Source organism: Plantactinospora sonchi (assembly GCF_036422035.1).
Classification (GTDB): Bacteria; Actinomycetota; Actinomycetes; order Mycobacteriales; family Micromonosporaceae; genus Plantactinospora; species Plantactinospora sonchi.
The window spans coordinates 61,909-82,424 of the sequence record NZ_JAZGQK010000009.1; the positions used below are offsets into that span (position 1 = coordinate 61,909).

23 protein-coding genes are annotated in these 20,516 nt (G+C 71.7%); 11 read left to right on the forward strand and 12 right to left on the reverse strand.

Annotated elements, in window-relative coordinates:
* From V1633_RS11970 to V1633_RS11985, 4 genes are all read left to right on the forward strand, one after another.
* Nucleotides 1–927, forward strand: a complete 927-nt coding sequence (locus V1633_RS11970) for an aminoglycoside phosphotransferase family protein (protein ID WP_331214333.1) — start codon at nt 1–3, stop codon at nt 925–927.
* A gap of 10 nt (nt 928–937) precedes the next feature.
* The gene (locus V1633_RS11975; protein WP_331214334.1) at nt 938–1,945 is read left to right on the forward strand and encodes a hypothetical protein; all 1,008 of its coding nucleotides are present in this window, start codon (nt 938–940) and stop codon (nt 1,943–1,945) included.
* 205 nt (nt 1,946–2,150) lie between these two features.
* Nucleotides 2,151–2,513 (forward strand): DUF1330 domain-containing protein, encoded by a 363-nt coding sequence (locus V1633_RS11980; RefSeq protein ID WP_331214335.1) that lies wholly within the window; start codon nt 2,151–2,153, stop codon nt 2,511–2,513.
* A gap of 170 nt (nt 2,514–2,683) precedes the next feature.
* Nucleotides 2,684–3,607 carry an LLM class F420-dependent oxidoreductase gene (locus V1633_RS11985; RefSeq protein WP_331214336.1) on the forward strand — a complete coding sequence of 308 codons (924 nt, stop codon included), beginning with the start codon at nt 2,684–2,686 and terminating at the stop codon, nt 3,605–3,607.
* 58 nt (nt 3,608–3,665) lie between these two features.
* On the opposite strand, the gene V1633_RS11990 is transcribed toward V1633_RS11985, so the two are convergent.
* Complete coding sequence (locus tag V1633_RS11990) at nt 3,666–4,448, reverse strand: GNAT family N-acetyltransferase (protein WP_331214337.1); 783 nt, start codon at nt 4,446–4,448, stop codon at nt 3,666–3,668.
* A 257-nt stretch (nt 4,449–4,705) separates the two neighbouring features.
* Here V1633_RS11990 and V1633_RS11995 point away from each other — a divergent pair, with 257 nt between their 5' ends.
* Nucleotides 4,706–5,527: an alpha/beta fold hydrolase gene (locus V1633_RS11995; RefSeq protein WP_331214338.1), complete on the forward strand. Its 822-nt coding sequence runs from the start codon at nt 4,706–4,708 to the stop codon at nt 5,525–5,527.
* 61 nt (nt 5,528–5,588) lie between these two features.
* On the opposite strand, the gene V1633_RS12000 is transcribed toward V1633_RS11995, so the two are convergent.
* The 4 genes from V1633_RS12000 to V1633_RS12015 are packed head-to-tail and all read right to left on the reverse strand — an operon-like array spanning nt 5,589 to nt 7,365.
* On the reverse strand, nt 5,589–6,209 hold the full coding sequence (locus tag V1633_RS12000) for a dihydrofolate reductase family protein (RefSeq protein ID WP_331214339.1): 621 nt from the start codon (nt 6,207–6,209) through the stop codon (nt 5,589–5,591).
* Complete coding sequence (locus V1633_RS12005) at nt 6,209–6,715, reverse strand: SRPBCC family protein (protein WP_331214340.1); 507 nt, start codon at nt 6,713–6,715, stop codon at nt 6,209–6,211. The genes V1633_RS12000 and V1633_RS12005 overlap by 1 nt, the downstream gene beginning before the upstream one ends.
* Nucleotides 6,712–7,059 carry an ArsR/SmtB family transcription factor gene (locus tag V1633_RS12010; protein WP_331214341.1) on the reverse strand — a complete coding sequence of 116 codons (348 nt, stop codon included), beginning with the start codon at nt 7,057–7,059 and terminating at the stop codon, nt 6,712–6,714. Before V1633_RS12010 ends, V1633_RS12005 begins: the two co-directional genes overlap by 4 nt.
* A 51-nt stretch (nt 7,060–7,110) precedes the next feature.
* Nucleotides 7,111–7,365, reverse strand: a complete 255-nt coding sequence (locus tag V1633_RS12015) for a DivIVA domain-containing protein (RefSeq protein ID WP_331214356.1) — start codon at nt 7,363–7,365, stop codon at nt 7,111–7,113.
* 134 nt (nt 7,366–7,499) lie between these two features.
* Here V1633_RS12015 and V1633_RS12020 point away from each other — a divergent pair, with 134 nt between their 5' ends.
* Entirely contained in the window at nt 7,500–7,733 is a 234-nt protein-coding gene (locus V1633_RS12020; protein WP_331214342.1) for a winged helix-turn-helix domain-containing protein, read from the forward strand.
* Nucleotides 7,734–7,736: 3 nt separating this feature from the next.
* A complete protein-coding gene (locus tag V1633_RS12025) occupies nt 7,737–7,967 on the forward strand; it encodes a winged helix-turn-helix domain-containing protein (protein WP_331214343.1) in 231 nt (76 codons plus the stop codon).
* Nucleotides 7,968–8,268: 301 nt separating this feature from the next.
* Here the strand turns inward: V1633_RS12025 and V1633_RS12030 are convergent, their stop codons facing one another.
* Together V1633_RS12030 and V1633_RS12035 are read right to left on the reverse strand one after the other, a co-directional pair.
* Nucleotides 8,269–12,084 (reverse strand): S8 family serine peptidase, encoded by a 3,816-nt coding sequence (locus tag V1633_RS12030; RefSeq protein WP_331214344.1) that lies wholly within the window; start codon nt 12,082–12,084, stop codon nt 8,269–8,271.
* Between the two features lie 97 nt (nt 12,085–12,181).
* Nucleotides 12,182–12,577, reverse strand: a complete 396-nt coding sequence (locus V1633_RS12035) for a MerR family transcriptional regulator (RefSeq protein WP_331214345.1) — start codon at nt 12,575–12,577, stop codon at nt 12,182–12,184.
* Nucleotides 12,578–12,643: 66 nt separating this feature from the next.
* Here V1633_RS12035 and V1633_RS12040 point away from each other — a divergent pair, with 66 nt between their 5' ends.
* Nucleotides 12,644–13,570: an oxidoreductase gene (locus V1633_RS12040; RefSeq protein WP_331214346.1), complete on the forward strand. Its 927-nt coding sequence runs from the start codon at nt 12,644–12,646 to the stop codon at nt 13,568–13,570.
* Here V1633_RS12040 and V1633_RS12045 read toward each other — a convergent pair whose 3' ends face one another.
* Nucleotides 13,571–13,846, reverse strand: coding sequence for a hypothetical protein (locus V1633_RS12045; protein WP_331214347.1), 276 nt, complete (start codon nt 13,844–13,846; stop codon nt 13,571–13,573).
* Between V1633_RS12045 and V1633_RS12050 the strand changes: the two genes are divergently transcribed.
* The 3 genes from V1633_RS12050 (at nt 13,836) to V1633_RS12060 (ending at nt 16,650) form a co-directional block, all read left to right on the forward strand.
* Nucleotides 13,836–14,567, forward strand: coding sequence for a rod shape-determining protein (locus V1633_RS12050; protein WP_331214348.1), 732 nt, complete (start codon nt 13,836–13,838; stop codon nt 14,565–14,567). The two genes, V1633_RS12045 and V1633_RS12050, sit on opposite strands and share 11 nt — an antisense overlap.
* A gap of 132 nt (nt 14,568–14,699) precedes the next feature.
* Entirely contained in the window at nt 14,700–15,611 is a 912-nt protein-coding gene (locus V1633_RS12055) for an alpha/beta fold hydrolase (protein ID WP_331214349.1), read from the forward strand.
* A 208-nt stretch (nt 15,612–15,819) separates the two neighbouring features.
* Entirely contained in the window at nt 15,820–16,650 is an 831-nt protein-coding gene (locus tag V1633_RS12060; protein ID WP_331214350.1) for a hypothetical protein, read from the forward strand.
* Between the two features lie 52 nt (nt 16,651–16,702).
* On the opposite strand, the gene V1633_RS12065 is transcribed toward V1633_RS12060, so the two are convergent.
* The 4 genes from V1633_RS12065 to V1633_RS12080 form a co-directional block, all read right to left on the reverse strand.
* Entirely contained in the window at nt 16,703–17,650 is a 948-nt protein-coding gene (locus V1633_RS12065; RefSeq protein WP_331214351.1) for a PfkB family carbohydrate kinase, read from the reverse strand.
* Nucleotides 17,647–19,143: a purine-cytosine permease family protein gene (locus V1633_RS12070; RefSeq protein ID WP_331214352.1), complete on the reverse strand. Its 1,497-nt coding sequence runs from the start codon at nt 19,141–19,143 to the stop codon at nt 17,647–17,649. Before V1633_RS12070 ends, V1633_RS12065 begins: the two co-directional genes overlap by 4 nt.
* Before the next feature lie 106 nt (nt 19,144–19,249).
* On the reverse strand, nt 19,250–20,278 hold the full coding sequence (locus tag V1633_RS12075; protein ID WP_331214353.1) for an ADP-ribosylglycohydrolase family protein: 1,029 nt from the start codon (nt 20,276–20,278) through the stop codon (nt 19,250–19,252).
* Nucleotides 20,275–20,516: UTRA domain-containing protein (locus tag V1633_RS12080; protein WP_331214354.1), on the reverse strand; the 242-nt coding region annotated here is incomplete at its 5' end. The genes V1633_RS12075 and V1633_RS12080, both read right to left, overlap by 4 nt.

The window sequence follows — 20,516 nt, forward strand, 5'->3', positions numbered from 1 at the left end:
GTGGTCTCCGAGGTGCTGGCGCGCAACGTGGTGACGGTCTGGGGCGAGGACGGCCGACGCTGGCTTACCGGCCTGCTGGAAACACTCGCCCAGGTCTTCCGGGACTGGCAGCTGACCCCCGACGGCCGGCCGTACGAGCTGTCGTACCACTACGTGACGGCGGTGACCTGCGCCGACGGGACCCGGGCGGTGCTCAAGCTCGGGGTGCCGAGCGGGGACTCGCTGCGTAGCGAGGCACCGGCGCTGGACGCCTGGGCCGGCCGTGGCGCCGTACGCCTGCTCCGGGCCGACCTCGACCGGGGTGCCCTGCTGCTGGAGCGGGCCGAACCCGGCGACCGGCTGCGTGACCTGGTCCCGCACCGGGACACCGAGGCGACTGCGGTGATCGTGCGGGTGCTGCGGCAGCTCGCCGTGCCGCCGCCACCGGACTGCCCGTTGCCGGACGTGCTGACCCTGGCCCGGGGCTTCGACAACCATCTGGCCCGGTTCGGCGACGGCGGTCCGCTCCCGACCGACCTGGTCGTGACCGCCAACGGCCTGATGCGGGAACTCTGCGCCTCGGCTCCGGGCCGGGTGGTGCTGCACGGCGACCTGCACCACGACAACATCCTGCGCGCCCAGCGGGAGCCGTGGCTGGCGATCGACCCGCACGGTTATGTCGGCGACCCCGGGTTCGAGGTCGGCGCGATGCTGCACAACCCCGATCCGGACAACCGCGACCCGGCGCTGACCGCGCTGGTCCCGGCCCGGGTCGAGCAGCTCGCCGACGGACTCGGCATTCCGGTCGACCGGGTGACCGCGTGGGGCTTCGTGTACTCGGTGCTCTCGGACGTCTGGAACGCCGAGGACTGGAAGCCGGGAGGCCCGTCCCCGGCCAGCCGGGCGCTGCACGTGGCGTACCTGTTGCGATCCCGACTGTCCGGATAGCCTGGCGTTGATGTCGCGTTCCGCCCGGTTCCTGACACCGTTCGCCGTGGCGCTCGGTGGGATCCCGGCCGGACTGGTCCTCGCGCTGGTCTGGCTCGACGGCCGCCACTACGAGGGCTACCGCCCGGAACTGTCCGAACTGACCGGAGCGGCGACGGTGGCCGCGGCCGGCGTGACCCTGCTGCTCGGCTACCTTCACGGAGCGGGCGTCCCGGCGGACGCGGACCGGCCCACCCGTGGCCGGAACCTGCTGCTGGTCCTCGGGGCCGGCGCGGCGCTGACCGCACTCACCCTGCTCGCCAACGACGTCCTCTACCGGTACGTCGTTCCGCTCGACGCGGACCTGACGAACAACCGGCCCTGGTCGCCCGGCCGCTGGCTGACCGTCGTGGCACTTCCGGTGCTGGTGGGGGCGCTCGGCTACGGCCTCGGGCTGCTGCGTGGCCAGGCCGCACGGCCGGCGGACGATCGGGCGAGGCCGCTGTCGGGTCGTCGGTGGTTGCTGGCGGCTGTTGTCGTCGCCGTGGGCGGGCTCCTGGTGGTGCCGGACTTCGTCCGGGTCGGCGCCGAACTCGCCACCGGGCGGTTCGTGCCGGCCGGGGCGGTGACGGTCGCCAGCAGCGAGCGGACGAGCGTCCCGCTGGCTTCAGGCCGACACGCCGTCTTCCGGCTGTACGGCGGCGACCTGTCGGCGAGCCAGTGCACCCTCGTCGACGCTCGGGGCGGCACACTGCGGCTGGCCGAGCCCTCGGTGCTGTTCACCGACAACAGCGACAGCATCGTGACGGTGCTGCTCGGCACCTTCGACGTACCGGCGGCGGGGGCGGTGACCGTCGAGTGCCGGGGCGGGCCGCACGAGACGTACCAGGTCGGCGGCCTGCCCGAGGTCCGCGGCCCGCTGCCGGCCCTGGTGTACGGCCCGACCGTGTTGCCGCCGCTGATCGGCGTGCTGCCCGGCGTACTGCTCGCCGCCGGCTGGTTCCTGGCCGGCACCGTGCGGAAACGGGTCCGCGCGTAGGCGCCGCGTACCGCAGTGCTCGGAGCGGAAGCGGGCGATCTCGGCTCGCCGGACGGTCGTGGTGCCCCGGTCGAGGCCCGGGCTGTCCGGTTTTCGATGACCCCTGCGTGGTAGCTCACAGGTACGGGCGGACGAGCCGAGATTAGATTACGTTCATAATCTAAATGGCTGTAGCGCGGCTGCCGCCCGACCTGAAAGGTTTGAGATGAGCACCTATCTGATCAATCACCTGCGTATCCCCGGCGGCATCCCGAACGAGGCTGGTTTGGCCTACCTCGAGCAGGTCGAGGCCACGGTGAAGCCCTACGGTGGCAAGTGGCTCGCCAATGGTGAGGCCACCGTCGTGGAGGGCGCGTGGCCGGGCCTCGTGGTTCTCATGGAGTTTCCCGACCGCGCCGCCGCCGAGCGGTGGTACAACTCCCCGGAGTACCAGGAGATCCTGCCGCTGCGGGTCAACAATGCGATCTCCGACATCGTGCTGATCGACAGCCTCCCGGCGGACTACACCGTCCGGGGGTTCGCCCAGCAGGTCCGCGCCGCAGTCGCCGCTTCCGGTTCCGGTAACTGAGTGCACGGAGCGGAAGCCGTGACCGGTCGCTCCGGCTTCCGCTCCGGCTCCTCGGACCGGGTCCGACCGTGAGCAGCGCCGCACGGCGCTATCGCGTGGCCTCCGGGCGCCTGGTCGACCCGCGGCATACGGTCGGGGTGACGAGGATCGGTTCGGAGCAGGGAGATGCCATGGTCGAGAAGCAGCGGTCCGGAGACGACCCGGCGGAGGTGAAGCGCCGGATCGGCCCCATCGGCGTCTGGACGAGCGTGCTCGGCGGGGAGTCGGCCGAGTTCGGTCGGACGGTCGCGGCCGAGGTGGAGGACCTGGGCTACGGTGCGCTCTGGGTGGGGGAGACCCCGATCAGCAAGGACCCGCTCGTCCACTCGGCGATCCTGCTCGGCGCCACCCGGCGTCTGGTGGTCGCCACCGGCATCGCCAACATCTGGGTCCGGGACGCCACCGCCGCCGCGAACGGCGCGAACACCCTGGCCGAGGCGTACGACGGACGGTTCCTGCTCGGGCTCGGGGTGAGTCACGCGCCGCTGGTCACCGCGCGCGGCCACGACTACCAGCGGCCGCTCGCCGCGATGCGTACCTACCTCGACGCGATGGACGAGACCGGGTACGCCGGGCCGCTGCCGCAGCGCGCGCCCCGGGTGCTGGCCGCACTGCGTACCGGGATGCTGGAGCTGGCGGCGCGGCGGAGTGCGGGCGCGCACCCGTACTTCGTCACGGCGGAGCACACCGCGCAGGCCCGGCAGATCCTCGGGCCGGAGCCGGTGCTGGCACCGGAGGTGGCCGTGGTGCTGGAGACCGACCCAGACGTGGCCCGAACGAAAGCCCGGCAGTACACGTCGTTCTACCTCACCCTGCCCAACTACCTGAACAACCTGCGGGACCTCGGTTGGGCCGAGGAGGACCTGACCGGCGGTGGCAGCGACGCCCTGGTCGACGCGGTCGTGGCCTGGGGTGACCCGCAGACGATCGCGGAGCGGCTCCGGGCGCACCACGACGCGGGCGCGGACCACGTCTGCGTCCAGCCGCTGGTCGACGGGCCGGAGGAGTTGCTGCCGCAGCTGCGGGCCCTGGCCCCGGTGCTCGTCTCGGGCTAGCCCTGGTCCGCTGTGGGAGCCGGGAGGGCGCGGGTACCGCCCTCCCGGCCTGGGCCGCTCAGAAGGCGCTGAGCATCGTCCAGTACTCCGTCGTGCGGAACCCGACGTGCTCGAAGAAGGGCAGGGACGGCTCGTTCGCGTGCAGGTACGCGGTGTGGGCGCCCGCCGTACGACCGTCGCGGAGGATCACCTCGGTGAGGGCGCGTCCGTAGCCTCGACGCTGGAATTCGGGAACCGTCGAGATGTTGGCCAGCCCGAGGAACCCGTCGTTGAGGAATGCGACGCCGGCCGACACGGGCACACCCCGGTCGTTCTCGGCCACGTATGCCGAGGTGCCGGGGCTGTCCAACACCGCCGGCGTGTAGATGGCGGAAATCATCTCCGGCGGCGCCCCGAATCCCGCGCCGAGTACGGCGGCGAAGGTCGCGGACTCGTTCCCGGGCAGCCGGCGTACCCGCACCTCGCTGGCGGTTTCGGGCCGCGTCGGACCGGACCCGTCGAGCGACCCGAGCATGAACGGCTGGGTGGACGTGGTGGTCAGGCCGTACCGGGTCGCGACCGCCACGATCTCCGGGGTCGGCTCACCGCGCAGCCGGATGCTCCACGGCGCCGGCCCGGACTCCCGGGCGGCGACCTCCGCCAGGGCGGCGATCTCGGCGGCGTCGGGCGTGGCGGCGGCACTGAGGATGGGATTCAGCGCGGGAACCATGGCACGGGTCAGGGCGAGCAGGGTGCCGTTCGCGCCCCGCTCGCGGTACGACCCGGGAATCGCCGCCGCCAGATCCGCCATGCCCGACCGGAAGGCGAGTGCCGCCTTCGCGGTCGCATCGTTCTCCGTCATCAGAACCCCCTGCTTGATGGTTGCGGAACGCCGGCCCCGCTGCTCAGGGTCCACCGTTCGCACGTTCACGCGGGCACGATGTGTGGGAACACCGGAAAGTTCGACAACCCGGTTGTGGCCCCGGTCACCCGCCCGGTTGGTCCCGGGCCGGCCCGGGACCTGCAAGATCATGATCTCCGCAGCCGAATGCGGTTGCCCGTTGGCGGGCGGCCACGGTTGAATCCGCTGGTTCGACAACCGAGCAGGTCAGGAGACCGATGACTGGCACGTCATACACCCCGTCCGGGATCGCGTATGACCGGAGCGGCCCGCAGGACGACGGTCTGCCCGTCGTCCTCGTCCACGCCGGCATCGCCGACCGGCGGATGTGGGACCCGGTCTGGGACGACCTGGCCGCCGACCGTACGGTCGTCCGGCTCGACCTGCGTGGCTTCGGTGAGTCGACGACCCGGCCGGACCGCGTGCTGGACCACGTCGCCGACGTCCTCGCGACGCTGGAGCATCTGGGCATCACCCGGTGCCACCTCGTCGGCGCCTCGTTCGGGTCCGGCGTGGCCACGGAGGTCGCCCTGACCCGGCCCGATCTGGTGCGGTCCCTGGTGCTGTGCCCGCCCGGTGGCAGCCTCCTGGCCGAGCTGACGCCCGACCTGCGCAACTTCTTCGACGCCGAGAAGGCGGCCCTGGCCGGCGGCGATCTCGACGCCGCGGTCGAAGCCAACGTGACCACCTGGGTCGTCGGCCCCGGCCGTAGCGTGTCGGACGTCGAGCCGTCGGTGGTCTCCGCCATCCGGCTGATGCAGCGCAACACCTTCGAGATCGCGGATGGGTGGGGCGAGGTCGACGAGGCGGAGCTGACGCCGCCCGCCCTGGACCAGCTCGGCGACCTGGAGCTGCCGGTGCTGGTCCTGGTCGGCCGACACGACCTGGACACCACCCACGATGCCGCCCGCCGGGTGTGTGCCGGTGCACCCCGAGTCCGGCGGGTGGACTGGGACGACGTCGCGCACCTGCCGTCGATGGAACGGCCGACGGATTTCGCCACGCTCGTCCGCGACTGGACCGCAGGGGTGGCCGGCTGATTCAGGGGTGGCCCGCAGCGCCGTGGGCGCCGCGGGCCACCAGGGTTCAGCGGCGGTGCGGCTACCTCGGGCGTACGGCGTAGGTCAGGTGCGTGACCCGGGACGACGGCTCCGAACGGACCTGCTCCAGCGCGACCCTTGACGCGTCCACCCCGTCGAAGAGACGGACTCCGGAGCCGAACAGCACGGGCGAGAGCGCGATCGAGAACTCGTCGACCAGGCCGGCGTTCACGTACTCCAGGATCGTCGCGCCGCCGCCCGCGATGCGGACGTCGCGGGCGCCGGCGGCCTGGCGGGCCTGGTCGAGCGCGGCCTCGATGCCGTCGTTGACGAAGTGGAAGGTCGTCCCACCCGGGCGCTCCCAGGGGTCACGCTTCTCGTGCGTCACGACGAACACCGGCGTGTGGAACGGCGCCTCCTCCGGCCACATCTTCTCGCCGGCGTCGAACATGCGCTTGCCCATCACGCTCGCGCCGGTACGTTCGAACGTCTCCCGCAGGATGTCGTTGTCGCGTCCCTCCTCGCCACCCCCGCCGAGCTTGAGGTTCTCCCGGAAGAACCGCTGCGGGAAGACCCACCGCTGCAGTTCCATCCACTGCCGGCCCATCAGTTCGTCGGAGGACCCGGGCGCGATGAACCCGTCCAACGACATCGACACGCTGAAGAAGACCTTTCCGGCCATCAGCCCTGCGCTCCCTTCCGAACGATGTCGGTGACGTAGGTGGCCAGGTTGGCCAGGGTCTGCTGTCCGCCCTCGATCGCGTGGTACTTCTCGACCGCCTCGTCGCGCAGTTGTTTCGTGGGGAACACCGTGCGCATCTCGATCCGGGTCCGCGCGCCGTCCGGCGCGAAGGCCAGGACCGACTCGAAGGCGTTCGGGTCGTCGCGCGCCTCACCGTGCAACAGCGCGATCCGTTCGGATGGGACGATCTCGGTCCAGGTGATCCACTCGGAATAGTCGGTCCCGTCCGGTCCATGCATCACGAAGTCCCAGACTCCGCCGACCCGGAACTCGAAGGACCGCGTGGTGGTGGTGAACCCCTCCGGACCCCACCAGCGCGACAGGTGCCGCACCTCGGTGAACGCCTCGAACACCAACTCCCGAGGAGCGTCGATGACCCGGGAGATCACGATCTCCCGGTCGGCCGTCGCCGACTGCGTTCCCGTTTCCTGCTCTGCCCCTGTCATCGGTCATCCCCCTGCCGTGTTTGCTTCAGGTCCTGCACGTAGCTGTCCAGCCGGTCGAAACTCTCGTTCCAGAACCGCTCGAACCCGCCGACCCACTCGTGGATCGGCCGCAGCCCGCGGGCGTCCAGGCCGTAGAGGCGCTGCTTTCCCGCCCCCCGGACCCGTACCAGCCCGACCTCCCGGAGCACCCGCAGGTGCTTGGACGCTCCCGGCAGGCTCATCCCCAGCCGTTGGGCCAGGTCGGTCACCGGCAACTCACCCGCCCGCAGCAGCGCCAGGATCTCCCGGCGCTGCGGCTCGGCGATCGCGTTGAAGGCGTCCGACGTCGTCGCTGCTCGTGCCACGGCAGGTACTTTATTTTCCCATATGGGAAAACGTCAAGCCGGGGATGCCGCTCACCACGCTCCATGGTTCGGCGTACGGGCTGGCGAACTGCGGTCGGGCTCGACGAAGAAACAGCGGGCGTGCCGGGAGTGCCACTGCCGCAGCCCCTGCCGGATCCGTTCCGCCTCGGTGCGGGCGAGGGACTCCTCGTGTCGTACCCGGTCGAGTTCGTCGGCGAGTTGCCGCAGGTAGGCGTACACCTCGTCGGGGTCGAGGCCGCGCCACCGACGGCCGAAGGTCTTGGCGCGGACCTCGTATGACCGGATTAGACGTCTAAGTCAATGAAATCTGGGCGTGGAAGTGACGCTTTGTTAGTGATCAAGTCGGCTGGGTAGATCATCAGGCATGCTAAGTAACGTGCGGTGGTGAGATGGATGGGCCGAGCGAGGAGTGCCCACCCATGCCCAACCGACCTGCTGACTACCAACGTGTCATCAATGCGATCACCGAGCAGATCCGTTCCGGTGAGCTGGCGCCGGGAGACAAGCTGCCCACCTACGCGCAGCTCGCCGACCAGTTCAAGATCAGTGTGACCACGGCCCAGAACGCCCTGCGCATCCTTCGTGAGCGTGGCCTTGTCGAAGGCCATCAGGGCAAGGGGACCTTCGTGGCGGAGAACCCACCACTGGCCTGAGTCATGTCAGCCACGCCCTTCTATCAGCGGATCGCCAACGAGATCCGTGAGCGGATCAGGTCCGGGGAGTTGCAGCCGGGCGACAAGCTGCCATCAACGTCCGAGCTGTGTGCGCAGCACGGCGTCTCCACCCAGGTCATCCGGTCCGTCATGCTGACCTTGCGAGCGGAGGGCCTGGTCGAGGGTCACCAGGGACGGGGCGTGTACGTCCGCGATCCGCAATCGACGGAATAGGTCCTGCCAGGACTGTTACTGCCGTAGGCGGAACCGCCTGGTCGGTGACTGACCCGGAGATCGCCGCGACATCCCTACCTTGCTACGCCGCCGCCCACCGTTCCGCGAGGGAGTCAACCTCGCCCAGGAAACGTGACATCTCGTCCTCCGACAGCGGCCGGCGCAGCTTCCAGAGAAGCAGCATCTCCGACTCGATGATGAGGTTGGGGCCGGAGCACCCGTGGAGTCGTACGCCCTGAAACAGGGAGGGGCCGGTGCCCAGCGCGGACGCGCGCGGACACCGGCCCCTTTCGGGCGCGGGTCAGTTCAGGCCGAAGGCCCGGATGACGGTCTGGGTGACGCCACCGCCGTTGCGTTGCGTGGCGGTGACCCGGATGGAGACGAAGTCAGCCTGGCGCGGGGCGGTCAGGGTGGTCCGCCAGTCGCCCTTCTTCTCCTTCAGGGCCTGCCGCTGCCAGGTGACCCCGTCGTCGTACGAGATCTCCAGCTCGACCGACGAGATTGCGTCCTTGGCGGCGGTGCTGCCGACCACCACCGGGGTGACGGTGAAGTCGCTCCTGCGCTTCGCCCGGCCGTCGAGGTCCACCTCCGTCCCGTAGTCCAGTTGGACCAGCGGAACCGCGTTGACGTCCGAGGTCGCCGCCCCGGAACTGAACCGCCACTCGGTGTGTGTGGTGGTCGAGTACGGGCCGAACGCCGGATCGCCCTTCGTCTCGACGACCAGCCGGTACGGCAGCGTTTCCGGAGCCAGCTGATCCGCGTAGAAGGTCGGCCGCCCGTTCAACTCGGACAGTAGCCGGTCCCCCTGGAAGAACGTGATCTTCTGCGGCATCGAGGCGCCGCCGTCGTGCGCGGCCCCGGCATCACCGAACCCCTGGATCGTGGCGGCCATCCAGTCGACGCCCCGGCCCGGGATGTTGTTGGTGAGCAGGCGCGGCCGGGTGATCGGCCCGAACCACCGGTCCTGCTGCACGCTGCCCGGCCGGTAGGTGATCTCCTCCGTCTGTGACAGCGTCCAGTCGGCGATGTCGGCGCGCTGCTGCCACTTGATCCCCGCCCCGGCGGAGACCCAGTCGGTACGCGGCCCCGGGGTGACCGGCTTGGCCGACAGCTCGCGGCCGAAGGACCACTCGTACGGCGGGAAGTCCCGCCGGTACTCGCTGAGCGCCTTGCCGGCGGGCGGCCGGGCGAAGGTGAGATCGATCCGGGCGAGATCACGCGGATCGGTCTTGGCGGAGGGGTCCTGGGGGATCCGGCCGACGTGGAAGTCGACCAGGTCGTACAGGTACCTCGGTGCCGGGTGTGCCTCGACGGTCAGTTGTACCCGCTTCTTGCCGGCGGCGGTGATCTTCTTGATCAGCGCCTCGCCCTCGTCCAGGTTGGCCGAGGCGACCGGGACCGGCCCGCTGGTCACGCCGTCGGCGTTGCCGTACCAGTCGCCGCGCAGGCCGTTCTGGTCGTTGACCACCAGGAGCAGCGCCGCACCGGCGGCCTGTGCCGCCGCCGCCAGCTCGCTGGGGGCCACGGCGTCGCTGGCGCGGACGACCACGGCCCGGCCCCGGGCGGACAGGCCGGCGTACTCGGCCTTCGTGCCGGTGCCGGCGAAGACCGCGTCCAGCCGTGAGGTGCCGTCCGGGAGCGGCCGGGACCCCGGCTGTACCAGGAGGTTGTCGAGCCGGTGGCCGGAGTAGCTGACCGTCAGCGGGGTCTGCTCGGCGCGGAACCGGGTGGTGAGAACGAAGGTGCCCTTCTTCGGCGCGCTCTTGGTGGGCAGGGCCCAGAGGCTGTCGTGGACGGAGCCGGGCCAGATCGTCTCCCGCAGGGCGCTCCAGTCGCCGGGCGCCGGCTCGCTCTGGTTCCACGAGCGGTAGATGTCGACCCGGCTGTCGGTGACGGTGGTCGGTTTGGCGGTCGCCACCTTCACCTGACGTGCCTTCGAGGCGTCGAGTTCGACCACCCGGTCGGTGGTCAGGTCGACCTCGGGAGCGGTCAGTATCGCCAGCCCGAGGGAGTGCGGTCCGTGCAGTCCCTCGACCTCCGCCGCCGCCACGACGGTGTACGAGCCGGGAACCAACCGACTGGTCAGCGTGCCGTTCCGGGACCACATCCAGGAGGAGACGCCGTCGGTGTCGACGATCTCGACCTCGGCGTCGAGCGGCCGGCCGGCGCGGTCCTTCAGGTGGACGGTGAGCTCGTGCTTCTCCGATTCGACCGAGACCCCGACCGCGGTGTGCACCTGGCCGGCGGCGTACCGGGCGGTGACCTGCGCGGTGTACTGGCCGGGTGCGAGCCCCTCCGGGTCGACCACGACGTCGACCGTGGAGCTTCCGCCCGCCGGCACGGTGACCCGCTCGGCGGCGGCCGTGAACGTCCCGGCGGGGGAGGCACCACCGTCGACCGAGAGCTCCAACGTCAGCGGAGAGTTCGTGGTGTTGGTGTAGGTGATGGTCCGGGTGATCGGCTGCCGCTTCGTACCGGGCGCCCACTTGACCAGTCCCGCGTCCACCGACCCGGTCGCGATGACCTGGTCCTGGTGGTAGGCGGCGGCCAGGTTCAGCCGACCGGTCCCGGCCTGGTAGGCGTTGTAGTCAGGGGTACGCGTGCTGGTGCCCATCAGCGCGTCCTTGATCTGCTGCCGGCTCCACTCCGGGTGTTTCTCCGCCAGCAGCACGGCGGCCCCGGCGACGTGCGGCGCCGCCATGGAGGTGCCGCTCTCCAGCCGGTAGTAGCCCTCACCCCAGGACATGTGCTGCGAGCGGGCGGCCAGCACTTCCACCCCAGGTGCCGAGATGTCGGGCTTGAGCCCGTCGTCGGTCATCCGTGGTCCGGCGCTGGAGAAGGTCGCGAGCTGGTCTGCGTTGTCGACCGCGCCGACGGTGAGCGCGGCGTCCGCCGTGCCCGGCGCGCCGAGCGTGTACGAACCCTGCCCGCTGTTGCCGGCGGAGACGACAAACAGCGCCCCCGTCTCGGCGCTCAGCTGGTTCAGCGCCAGGCTCAGCGGATCGTCCTGGGTTTGCCAGTCGCTGACGCCCAGACTCATGTTGATCACGCGGGCGTGTTCGGTCCGGGCTGCCCACTCCATGCCGGCGATGATCCCGGAGATCGACCCGCCGCCGTTGTCGTCGAGGACCTTGCCGATCACCAGGTCGGCATCGGGGGCGACGCCTCGCTCGGTACCGCCGGAGGCGGCGCCGGTTCCGGCGACGGTGGAGGCGGTGTGGGTGCCGTGCCCGTCCTGGTCGACGATGTCGTCGCCGGGGATGAAGCTCCGGGACGCGACAACCCGGTTCGCCAGGTCCGGGTGGCTGGGGTCGTACCCGGTGTCCAGGACCGCGACGCGGATGCCCTTGCCGGTGCTGCCCGCCGCCCAGACGGCGGGGGCGCCGATCTGCGCGGTGGTGTCGGCGAGCGTCGCCTTCGCCTTCCCGTCGAGCCACACCGTGTGGACGCCGGCGGCGAAGGTCGGTTCACCGGCGGTGACACCGGATGCGCGGCCGGCCTCCGGGGTGGCGGCACCGCGGCTGTTCGCCGACGTGGCACCGTCCCGGCCGTCGCCGGTGAGGGCCGACCAGAAGGCGGTGGCCTCCGACCGACGCGCCCGGACCGCCTCGCCGTTGACCGAGGAGAGGTTCAGGGTGGTTTCCGCACCCGGCAGCGTGGTTGCGGCGCGCCGGGCGGCCGATCCTGTCGTACGGGTGAGGATCAGCGGAAGTTCGCTGGTGTGCGCGTCGTCGTAGCCCTGGGCGATCAGTTGGGTGACGTTGAAGAGCTGCCTGTCGAGCCGACCGGTGGCGATGAGGGCCAATGCCTCGTCGGGGTAGACGTAGGTGTCCCGGCCCTCGGTGCTGACCCGTACAGGGCCGGTGGCGCCCGGCGCACGCGCGACGTCGACCGCGGGAGTTGCTCCCTCGGGTCCCGGGGTCACCGTCACCTTGTCGCCGGTGATCAGGGTGACCGTGGCGGGGGGACCTGCCGCTTTGTTGCCGCCACCGACCGCCGGGGGCGTCGCGGGGGGTGGGGCGGGTTCGGCGCCGTGGGCCGCCGCTGGGGTTGCCAGGGCGGCGACCAGGGCGACGCCGACGGACGCCGCAGATCTTCGGGTGAAAGACAGCCGCACATTACCTCCAAGATCGACTAATGTCGGAAGTTGATCACTTCTGGGAGGTTGTGTAAAGGCAGGTTGTGTTACAAGTTCCGAACCGGCGTAGGGGTGTTTACCAGGGATTGCCCGTCGCGCCGGCGGCCAGGTGTCGTTCGTAGCTCGCCACCTTGTTGTCGATCAGCTCCAGACAGTCTTGCATCCGGTCGAGCTGGTCGAGGACCCGCCGGCGGTGCTCCCGGAGCAGTTCCAGTCGCTCCGCCTCGTTCCCGCTGCCCTCGCCGACCAGCCGGGCCAGCTGGGCGATCGTGGTGAGCGGCATCCCGGTGGCCCGGAACTTGACGCAGTTGGTCAACCACTCGACATCCCACGCGGTGTAGAGCCGCCGGCCGTGGCCGTCCCGGCGTACCTCGCCGGCCAGCAGGCCGGCCCGTTCGTAGAGCCGCAGGGTGTGCACACTCAACCCGGTACGCCGGGCCACCTCCCCGATGCCGTACTCCCCGTCCGCCATGCATCGACCCTAGTCACCGGCCGAACGGTTGACCTAGACCTCGGTCCAGCACCTAGCGTCCGCCGCATGACCTGGAACCACACCCGTACCGGCGAGCACCCCACGAGCGCCGACGTACTCGCCGGAATCGACCTGACCGGACGGACCGCGCTGGTGACCGGCGGCTACTCCGGGATCGGGCTCGCCACCAGCAGGGCGTTGAGCGCCGCCGGAGTCCGGGTTGTCGTACCGGCCCGCCGGCCGGAGTCGGCCGAACAGGCGCTCGCCGACATCGCCGATGTCGAGATCGACCGGCTCGACCTCGCCGACCTCGACTCGGTACGGACCTTCGCCGCCGAGTTCCGGCAACGGCACGCCACCCTCGACATCCTGATCGCGAACGCCGGCGTCATGGCCTGTCCGGAGACCCGGGTCGGCCCGGGCTGGGAGGCGCAGTTCGCCACCAACCACCTCGGCCACTACGCCCTGGTCAACCTGCTGTGGCCGGCACTCGCCGCCGCCGGTACGGCCCGGGTCGTCTCGGTCGCCACCGGACGTGACCCGGCAACCCGGATCCGCTGGCACGACCCGCAGTTCACCCAGGGGTACGACAAGTGGGCGGCGTACGGCCAGTCCAAGCTGGCCAACATCCTCTTCGCCCGGCACCTGGACCGACTCGGTGAGCCGTACGGCGTCCGGGCCTTCTCGGTCAACCCGGGCTGGATCCTGACTCCGCTGCAACGGCACCTCGGCGCCGACGAGATGGTCGCCGCCGGTTGGATCGACGCCGCCGGCGACCCGTTGCCCGGGCTGTTCAGGACAGCCGAGCAGGGAGCGGCGACCACCCTCTGGGCGGCCACCGCACCACAGCTCGACAGCCAGGGCGGCGGGTACTGCGCGGACTGCCGGGTGGTCGACGGCGACGGCGACGGCGCGGCGGATCGCGGCGACGCCGCCCGCCTCTGGCGGCTCTCGGCGGACCTGACGGGGATCGACCTGGTCACCCGCGGTTGATCAGGTCGGCAGTTCCGCCGAGAGCCGCCCTCGGTCGGCGGCCGGACGCCGGAGCCGCTTCTTGCCCTCGGCCGGAAGCCGGAGCCGCCGCTTCTTGCGCTCTGCTGGACGCCGGAGCCGCCCTCGGCCGGTGGCGGGCAGCCGCTTCTTGCCGGCGGCCGGAAAGGTGTCCAGCGGTTGTTGGCCGGCGTCAGCCGGTGCGGGGCACCCGCTATCGACCCAGGCTGGAGGTTCGACGACTTCCGGGGCGGAGAAGGAGGCGGTGATGGCGTCCACCCTGCTCGCTGTCGACTTCGGCAGCACGTGGCTGCGGGCCTGGGGACTGGCCCGGGGTACGGCCAGCTTCCCGACCGCCGACGGCCCCTCGGCGGCACCGCTCGTGCGGCGGGGCCGTCTGGTCGACCCCTCGGGCTGCACCGCCGCGCTGCGCCGGCTACGGAACCGGCTCGGCCCCGCCGCCGAGTCCCGGCCGCTGGTCGTCGCCTGCCGGCCGGTGCTGGCCACCCCCGGCGACGAGCAGACCATGCGCGAGGTGCTCACCGCCGCGCTGGATCCGCGCCGGGTGCTCTTCATCGACACCGTACGGGCGGCGGCGATCGGTTCCGGCGCCGCCGCCGGTGACCTGCTCATCGCCGACATCGGCGCCCAGGTGACCGAGGTCGGGCTGCTCAGCGACGGTCACCTGGTCACGGCACGGCGGGCCAACCTCGGCACCGGCGACCTGACCCCCGACGTCACGGTGCACGTGCTGGCGGCGGTCGCCGCACGGCTGGTCCGGGAGGTGTACCAGCAGCCGGACCACCGACCGGCGGCGCTCGCCGCGCTGGCCCGGGGAATGGTGCTGGTCGGTGACGGCGCTGCCCGGCCCGAACTGACCGTCGCGCTCGCCCGGGCGCTCCGGATCGGGGTGCATCCGGCCGCCACGCCGTACACCGCCGCGCTCACCGGTGCCGGGCTGGCCGCAATGGCCGCCGCCCGTCATCCCGTACCCAGTTGACGGGACAGCGGCCAGCGTGCGTCGAGGTGAACAGCTGACCCGGGAAGCAAGATAATTATATCACATTATATCGATGGATATTCAGGTGGTACCGATCTATGGGGAACGGGTCGGCGGCTACCTTTCCTGGCCATGCTGAACGCTGACGAGACATTCGTATCCTCCGGAGACCTGCGACTGTGGACGCAACGCTTCGGTGACCCCGCGCATCCGACGGTGCTCCTCGTCATGGGCACCTCGGCGCAGGGCATCGGTTGGCCGGACGATCTGGTGCGTCGACTGGTCGACGGCGGTCGACAGGTGATCCGGTACGACCACCGGGACACCGGCCGGTCCGACCTCGTCGACTTCGCGAGCCGGCCGTACACGCTGGCCGACCTGGCCGGGGACGCGCTCGCCGTACTGGACGGGCACGGAGTCGGTGCCGCCCACGTCGTCGGCGCCTCCATGGGCGGTGCCATCGGGCAGTGGCTCGCGGTACACCGGCCGACCCGGGTCCGCACCCTGACCGCGATGATGACCTCGCCGATGGGCAACAACCCCGGGCCGGCCTGGGCGCGGGCGATGACCGGCCAGCCGCCCGCCCCTGACGAGCTGCCCCCGCCCGCGCCCCACTTCTTCCAGCACCTGATGGCCTCGGCGGCGCTGCCCCGGACCAGCCGGGAGGAACACATCGCGGCCAGTCTGGCCACCTGGCGGATGTTGCACGGCACCGGGCTGCCGTTCGACGAGCCGGCGGCCCGGCGCTTCGCCGAGTTGTCGTACGACCGGGCCGCTGACCCGGCCGCCGCCGCCAACCACGACCCGGCCGGTCGGCAGCTCACCCCCGACCGGCTCGCCCCGCTCTCCTCGATCACCGCGCCGACGCTGGTCGTCCACGGTACGGACGACCCGCTTTTCCCGCCCGCACACGCCGAGGCGCTGGCCGGGCTGATTCCCGGCGCACACCTGCGGTTGGTGCCCGGCATGGGACACGGCCTGCACTCGGTGGGCCTGGCCGCACAGCTCGCCGACCTCGTCAACCCGCATCTCGACGCCCTCTGAGCCCGCTCCCGCCGCGCGGTCACCGCTCTGGAATCGGCCAGGCCGTGCCCTGACATCCCGGAGCCGGACCTACCCACCGCCGCCGGTACCCGGCGGGCCAGAACCCGCCGGTGCCGGCGTCCGGTCTGCGAAATCGGTGAGATCACCGCTCGTCGACTGGTTGCCGGCACGTTGTCCAACCGTGACCGGGACGGGCGAGAGTTGACGGATGTCAACGCGAGCGGACGGTTCCGGCAGGCTGCGGCGTACGGTGACGTATCCGGTGGTCTGGTCGTTGCCGGTGATGGCACTGCTGGTGCTGGTGGCCATGCCGTTCAACGACCAGTTCTACGAATTCTGGGTCAACTACGACGCGCAGGGTGACGCCCAGCAGTACGAGCGGATCTACACCAGCCGGATCTTCCGGCACACGTCCGGTGTCCTGTCTGGACAGCTCCTCGCGCTGCTGGCGGGCGCCGCCCTCGCCCGGCGGCACCGGCAGCCGGTCGCGCTGGCGATCGGTGCCTCCCTCGCGGTGCTCCTGGCGGTCGAGACGTTCGCGATCGCGTACCCGCTCGCCCGCGCCCAGGAGGGCGTCTTCCTGACCACCGCGCCACTCGACGACCCCGTCCTGGTCCGGGTCCTGCTGTGTGAGCTGGCCGCCTATCCGCTCTACGCCGCCGTCGGCGTCGGCCTGGGCACGCTGCTCTTCGGCCGCCTGCCACGAGGCCCCGGGCGGATGTTGCTCCGGCTTCTGCTCCTGCTCTCACTGCTGGTGACCTGGTCCGTCATCACCATGATCGGTCTGTCGCAGGACGACAGGTTCAACGGTCCGGACTGGGTGCTGTGGGTGATTCCGCCGCTCGCGGCGGGTACGGCGGTCGCACTCGCCGGTCTGTCGCTCGACGTCTGGCGGGAGACGGCGGTGCTGGTGGGCGACTGGGGGTACGGCGCCAGCCTGGCCCTACTGGTGGGCACCTCGGCGTACGCCGTGGGGCTGAATCTGATCGCCTGGCTGCTCGGGCGTCGTCGCCGCCGGTCCGACAGCGCCGGGTGTTAGGAAGGGCCCCCCGTACAACAGAAAGCGATAACAAGGGCCCCTTCCTTACACCTCAGTCGGTGCCGAGCAGGTCGTCGATTTCTTCGGCGGTCGGGGCGGTGGCCGGCCCGCGCCGGGTCACCGTGAGCGCGGCGGCGGCGTTCGCCCGGCGTACCGCGTCCACCGGGTCGAGGCCGCCGGCCAGCGCGGCGGCGAACGCGCCGACGTGCGCGTCGCCGGCACCGTTGGTGTCCAGCACGGTCACCGGGAACGTGGGTACGACGACCGGTACCCGGTCGCGCACCGCCAGGACGGCACCGTCCGGCCCGGTCCGGACCAGCACCCCGGCCCGGCCGGTCCGCTCGGCCAACGCGGTCGCGGCGGCGAGCGGTTCGGCGTGCCCGGTGAGCAGCCGCGCCTCCCGCTCGTTGCAGCTCCACCAGTCGGTCCGGGCCAGTACCGGCTCCAGCACCGGTCGGGGGATCTCCGCGACCAGCGGACCCGGGTCGACGAGCACCGTGACGTCAGCGTCGAGGGTGCCCAGCCAGTCGGCCAGCGCCGGCCCGTTCACGGCGTAGGCCAGGCTGTAGCCGGTGACGTACACCAGGTCGCCGGGGGCCGGGATGATCCGGGCCAGGTCCGCCGGCCCGAGTCCGGCCTCGGCTCCGGCACCGGTGGCGAAGGTACGCTCCCCGCCCGGTTCCACCATCACCACACTGAACCCGGTGTCCCGGTCCGGCAGCCGGGGCTGGACGACCTCGATCCCCTCCTCGGCCAGCCGGCCCCGGACCAGTTCGCCGAACGGGCCGGTGCCGTGCATCCCGGCGTACGCGACGGTCAGGCCCTGGCGGGTGGCGGCGACCATCACGTTGAGCCCGCCCCCGACGGTGACCGTGCTCTCGCTGGCCAGTACGTCCCCGCCGGACTCCGGCAGCCGGGGCAGGTACATCACCACGTCGACGATGGCGTTGCCGGTGTGGACCAGCCGGGGCGTCCGCCCCGGCCCGGCGTGCCCGGTCACGGCCGTACCCCGGTCAGCTCGTCGGCCGGTCGGGGCTCCGGCGTCGCGCGGCGGGTGCCGAACACGGCGGCCAGCAGGTACAGCCCGCCGGCCACCACGAACGCGGCCACCCAGCCGAGCCCGTTGCTGCCCATCCAGGAGTCCGCCAGCGGGCCGGCGAACCAGACGTCGGTCGCCGAGGTGGAGGCGGTGGTGAAGAGCAGTCCGACGACGATGCCGGCCAGCCAGGGCAGCACCGCCGACCAGCGGAACCCGCCGTGCGCCCAGTAGACGCCGGTCCGACCGGTGTCCATCAGGCCGTCCGGGTCGTACGTCCGGCGGAACAGCATGTCGACCAGGAAGACCGCGACCCAGGCGGTGATCGGTACGGCGAGCAGCGAGATGAAGGTGATGAACGGCCCGTAGAAGTCGTCGGCGATCAGCATGAAGTACACGCCGCCGGCCAGAGTGAGCACGATGTCCAGCCCGACCGCGACCACCCGGCGGGCCCGTACCCCGAGGGTGATCATCGTGAGTCCGGCCGAGTAGACCGAGAGGTTGTTGGAGAGCAGCAGCCCGCCGAAGGCGGCGAGCAGGTACGGCACCGCCATCCAGGACGGCAGCATCACCTGGATCGCCGACACCGGGTCACTGGCCGAGGCGAGGCTGTTGTCGCCGGCCGAGAGGAGGCCGCCGAGCCCGATCAGCAGGAACAGCGGCACCCCGGCACCGACCGAGGCGGCTGCCACGATCCGCCCGCCCGGTACGTGCCGGTGCTGGTAGCGGGCCATGTCCGCGCCTGCGTTCGCCCAGCCGATGCCGGTACCGGCGGCGATCACCCCGATGCCGGCGATCACCACGCTGAGCGGGGCGGCCGGGGCGTGTGCGACCGCGTCCCAGTCCACCCGGCTGACCAGGAACGCCCCGACCAGGACGTTGAGCGCCCCGAAGACGTACGTGGCCCACTTCTGGACCAGCACCAGGGTGGCGTGCCCGAGTCCGGAGACCACCAGGGTCAGTACCACGAACACCAGCAGGCTGATGACGGTCAGTACCGGGTTCGACCTGACCCCGAAGACGATCGCCAGCAACGCCAGCAGCGCGTACGCGGCGGTGGTGGTGTTGACCGTCTCCCAGCCGACCCGGGACAGCCAGGAGATCAGGGTCGGCCCGTGGTTGCCGCGTGGGCCGAAGACCGCCCGGGACAGCGTCATGCTCGGCGCCCCGCCCCACTTGCCGGCCACGCTGATCAGCCCGACCAGGGCGAACGACCCGAAGGAGCCGATCGCGGCGACGATCAGCGCCTGCCAGATGTTCATGCCGCGCAGCGCGACCAGGGTGGCGCCGAGCGGCAGTCCCAGGATCGAGATGTTCGCCGCGAACCACACCCAGAAGAGCTGACCCGGCCCGCCGGTACGTTCGCCCGGTGGTACCGGCTCGATGCCCCGGGTCTCGATGGCGCCGACCCGGTTGCTGTCGGCCGGAGCGGTTCCGGCCAGTTCCGTAGCGGACATCTTTGTCCTGCCTTTCCGTGCGGGCGCTCTGCCCGGCTCTCCGTGCGGGCCGCTCGGCCCCGTTTCCCTGCGGGCGGCGGCGCTGTCTCTCCTGCGGGTACCGGTGTCAGCTCCGCTGCCGGCGAAGGGCCAGCAGGTCGGTCGCCAGACCGGTCAGCGGAAGGTGGTTCACCGTGTCGACGGTCTTCAGTGCGGTGTCGGGGAAGGCGTCGACGCCGTGGGTGGCGCCGGCGACGGCTCCGACGATGGCGGCGATGGTGTCGCAGTCGCCGCCGAGGGAGGCGGCGAGCAGACTGGCCCGCCACGGGTCGTCGGGATGGACGGCGAGTACCGCGAAGGCGGCCGGTACCGACTCCTGGGTGGCCACACTCGTCCCGACGAGGCGGTAGATCAGGTCGGCGGCGTCGTCCGGCGGTCGTCCGGCGACCAGTCGGGTGGCCCAGTCGATCCGGTCGGCGACGTCGGCGGCGGCCACCCAGTGTCCGTGTGCGGCGGCGAGCCGGGCGGCCCGTACCCCGGTCGCGGTGGCCGTCGCCGGGTCGGCTCCGGCCAGGCCGGCGCTGACCGCCGCCGCGACTGCGGCGGCCCCGGCCAGCGCCACCCCGGTGTTGTGGGTGACCCAGCTCGCCTCCACCACCCGGGCCACGAGCCGGTCCAGGTCGTCCACGGGTACGGCGATGCCGACCGGGGTGATCCGCATGGCGGCGCCGTTCGTGGTGCCGAAACGGCCGGCCTCCTCGATCGGCCGTCCGGCGGCGACGGCGGCGACCGCGGCCCGGGTCGACGGGCCGAGCAGGTCCAACGACCCCCGGCGACGCATGTCGTCCTCCCAGGCGAGCAGTTCCCGGGCGAGTCGGTGTCCGTCGATCCGGCCGTTGCCGGCGAGCAGCAGCCGGGCCAGCAGGACCGCCTGCTCGGTGTCGTCGGTGACCGCGCCGGCCGGCATGCCGGGCGCGATCGGCTGGTCGTCCGGACCCGGTTCGAAGCCGGTGAGCCGGCCGTACCGCTCCCGGATCCGCTGCCGGGGCAGGGACTGGGTCGGCATGCCGAGCGCGTCGCCGATGGCGAGCCCGGTCAGCGCCCCGACCGCCCGTGTCTCGATCGGCGTCACGCCGTCCGACATGGTCGGGCTCATGCCGGCCACCCCCCGAAGCGCAGGTGCAGCCGGAACCGCTCGGGGTCGAGCAGGCTCTCCACGTGTTCGACGAAGTCCCCGTTGTCGTCGCGGCTGAGTCGCCGGGTGTGCAGGTGCAGTTTGCCCGGTTCGCAGCCGAGCAGCTCGGCGTCGGGGGGGGGGGGGCGGGGCCCCCCCCCCCCCCCCCCCCCCCCCCCCCCCCCCCCCCCCCGCGCGCGCCCCCCCCCGCGCCGGGGGG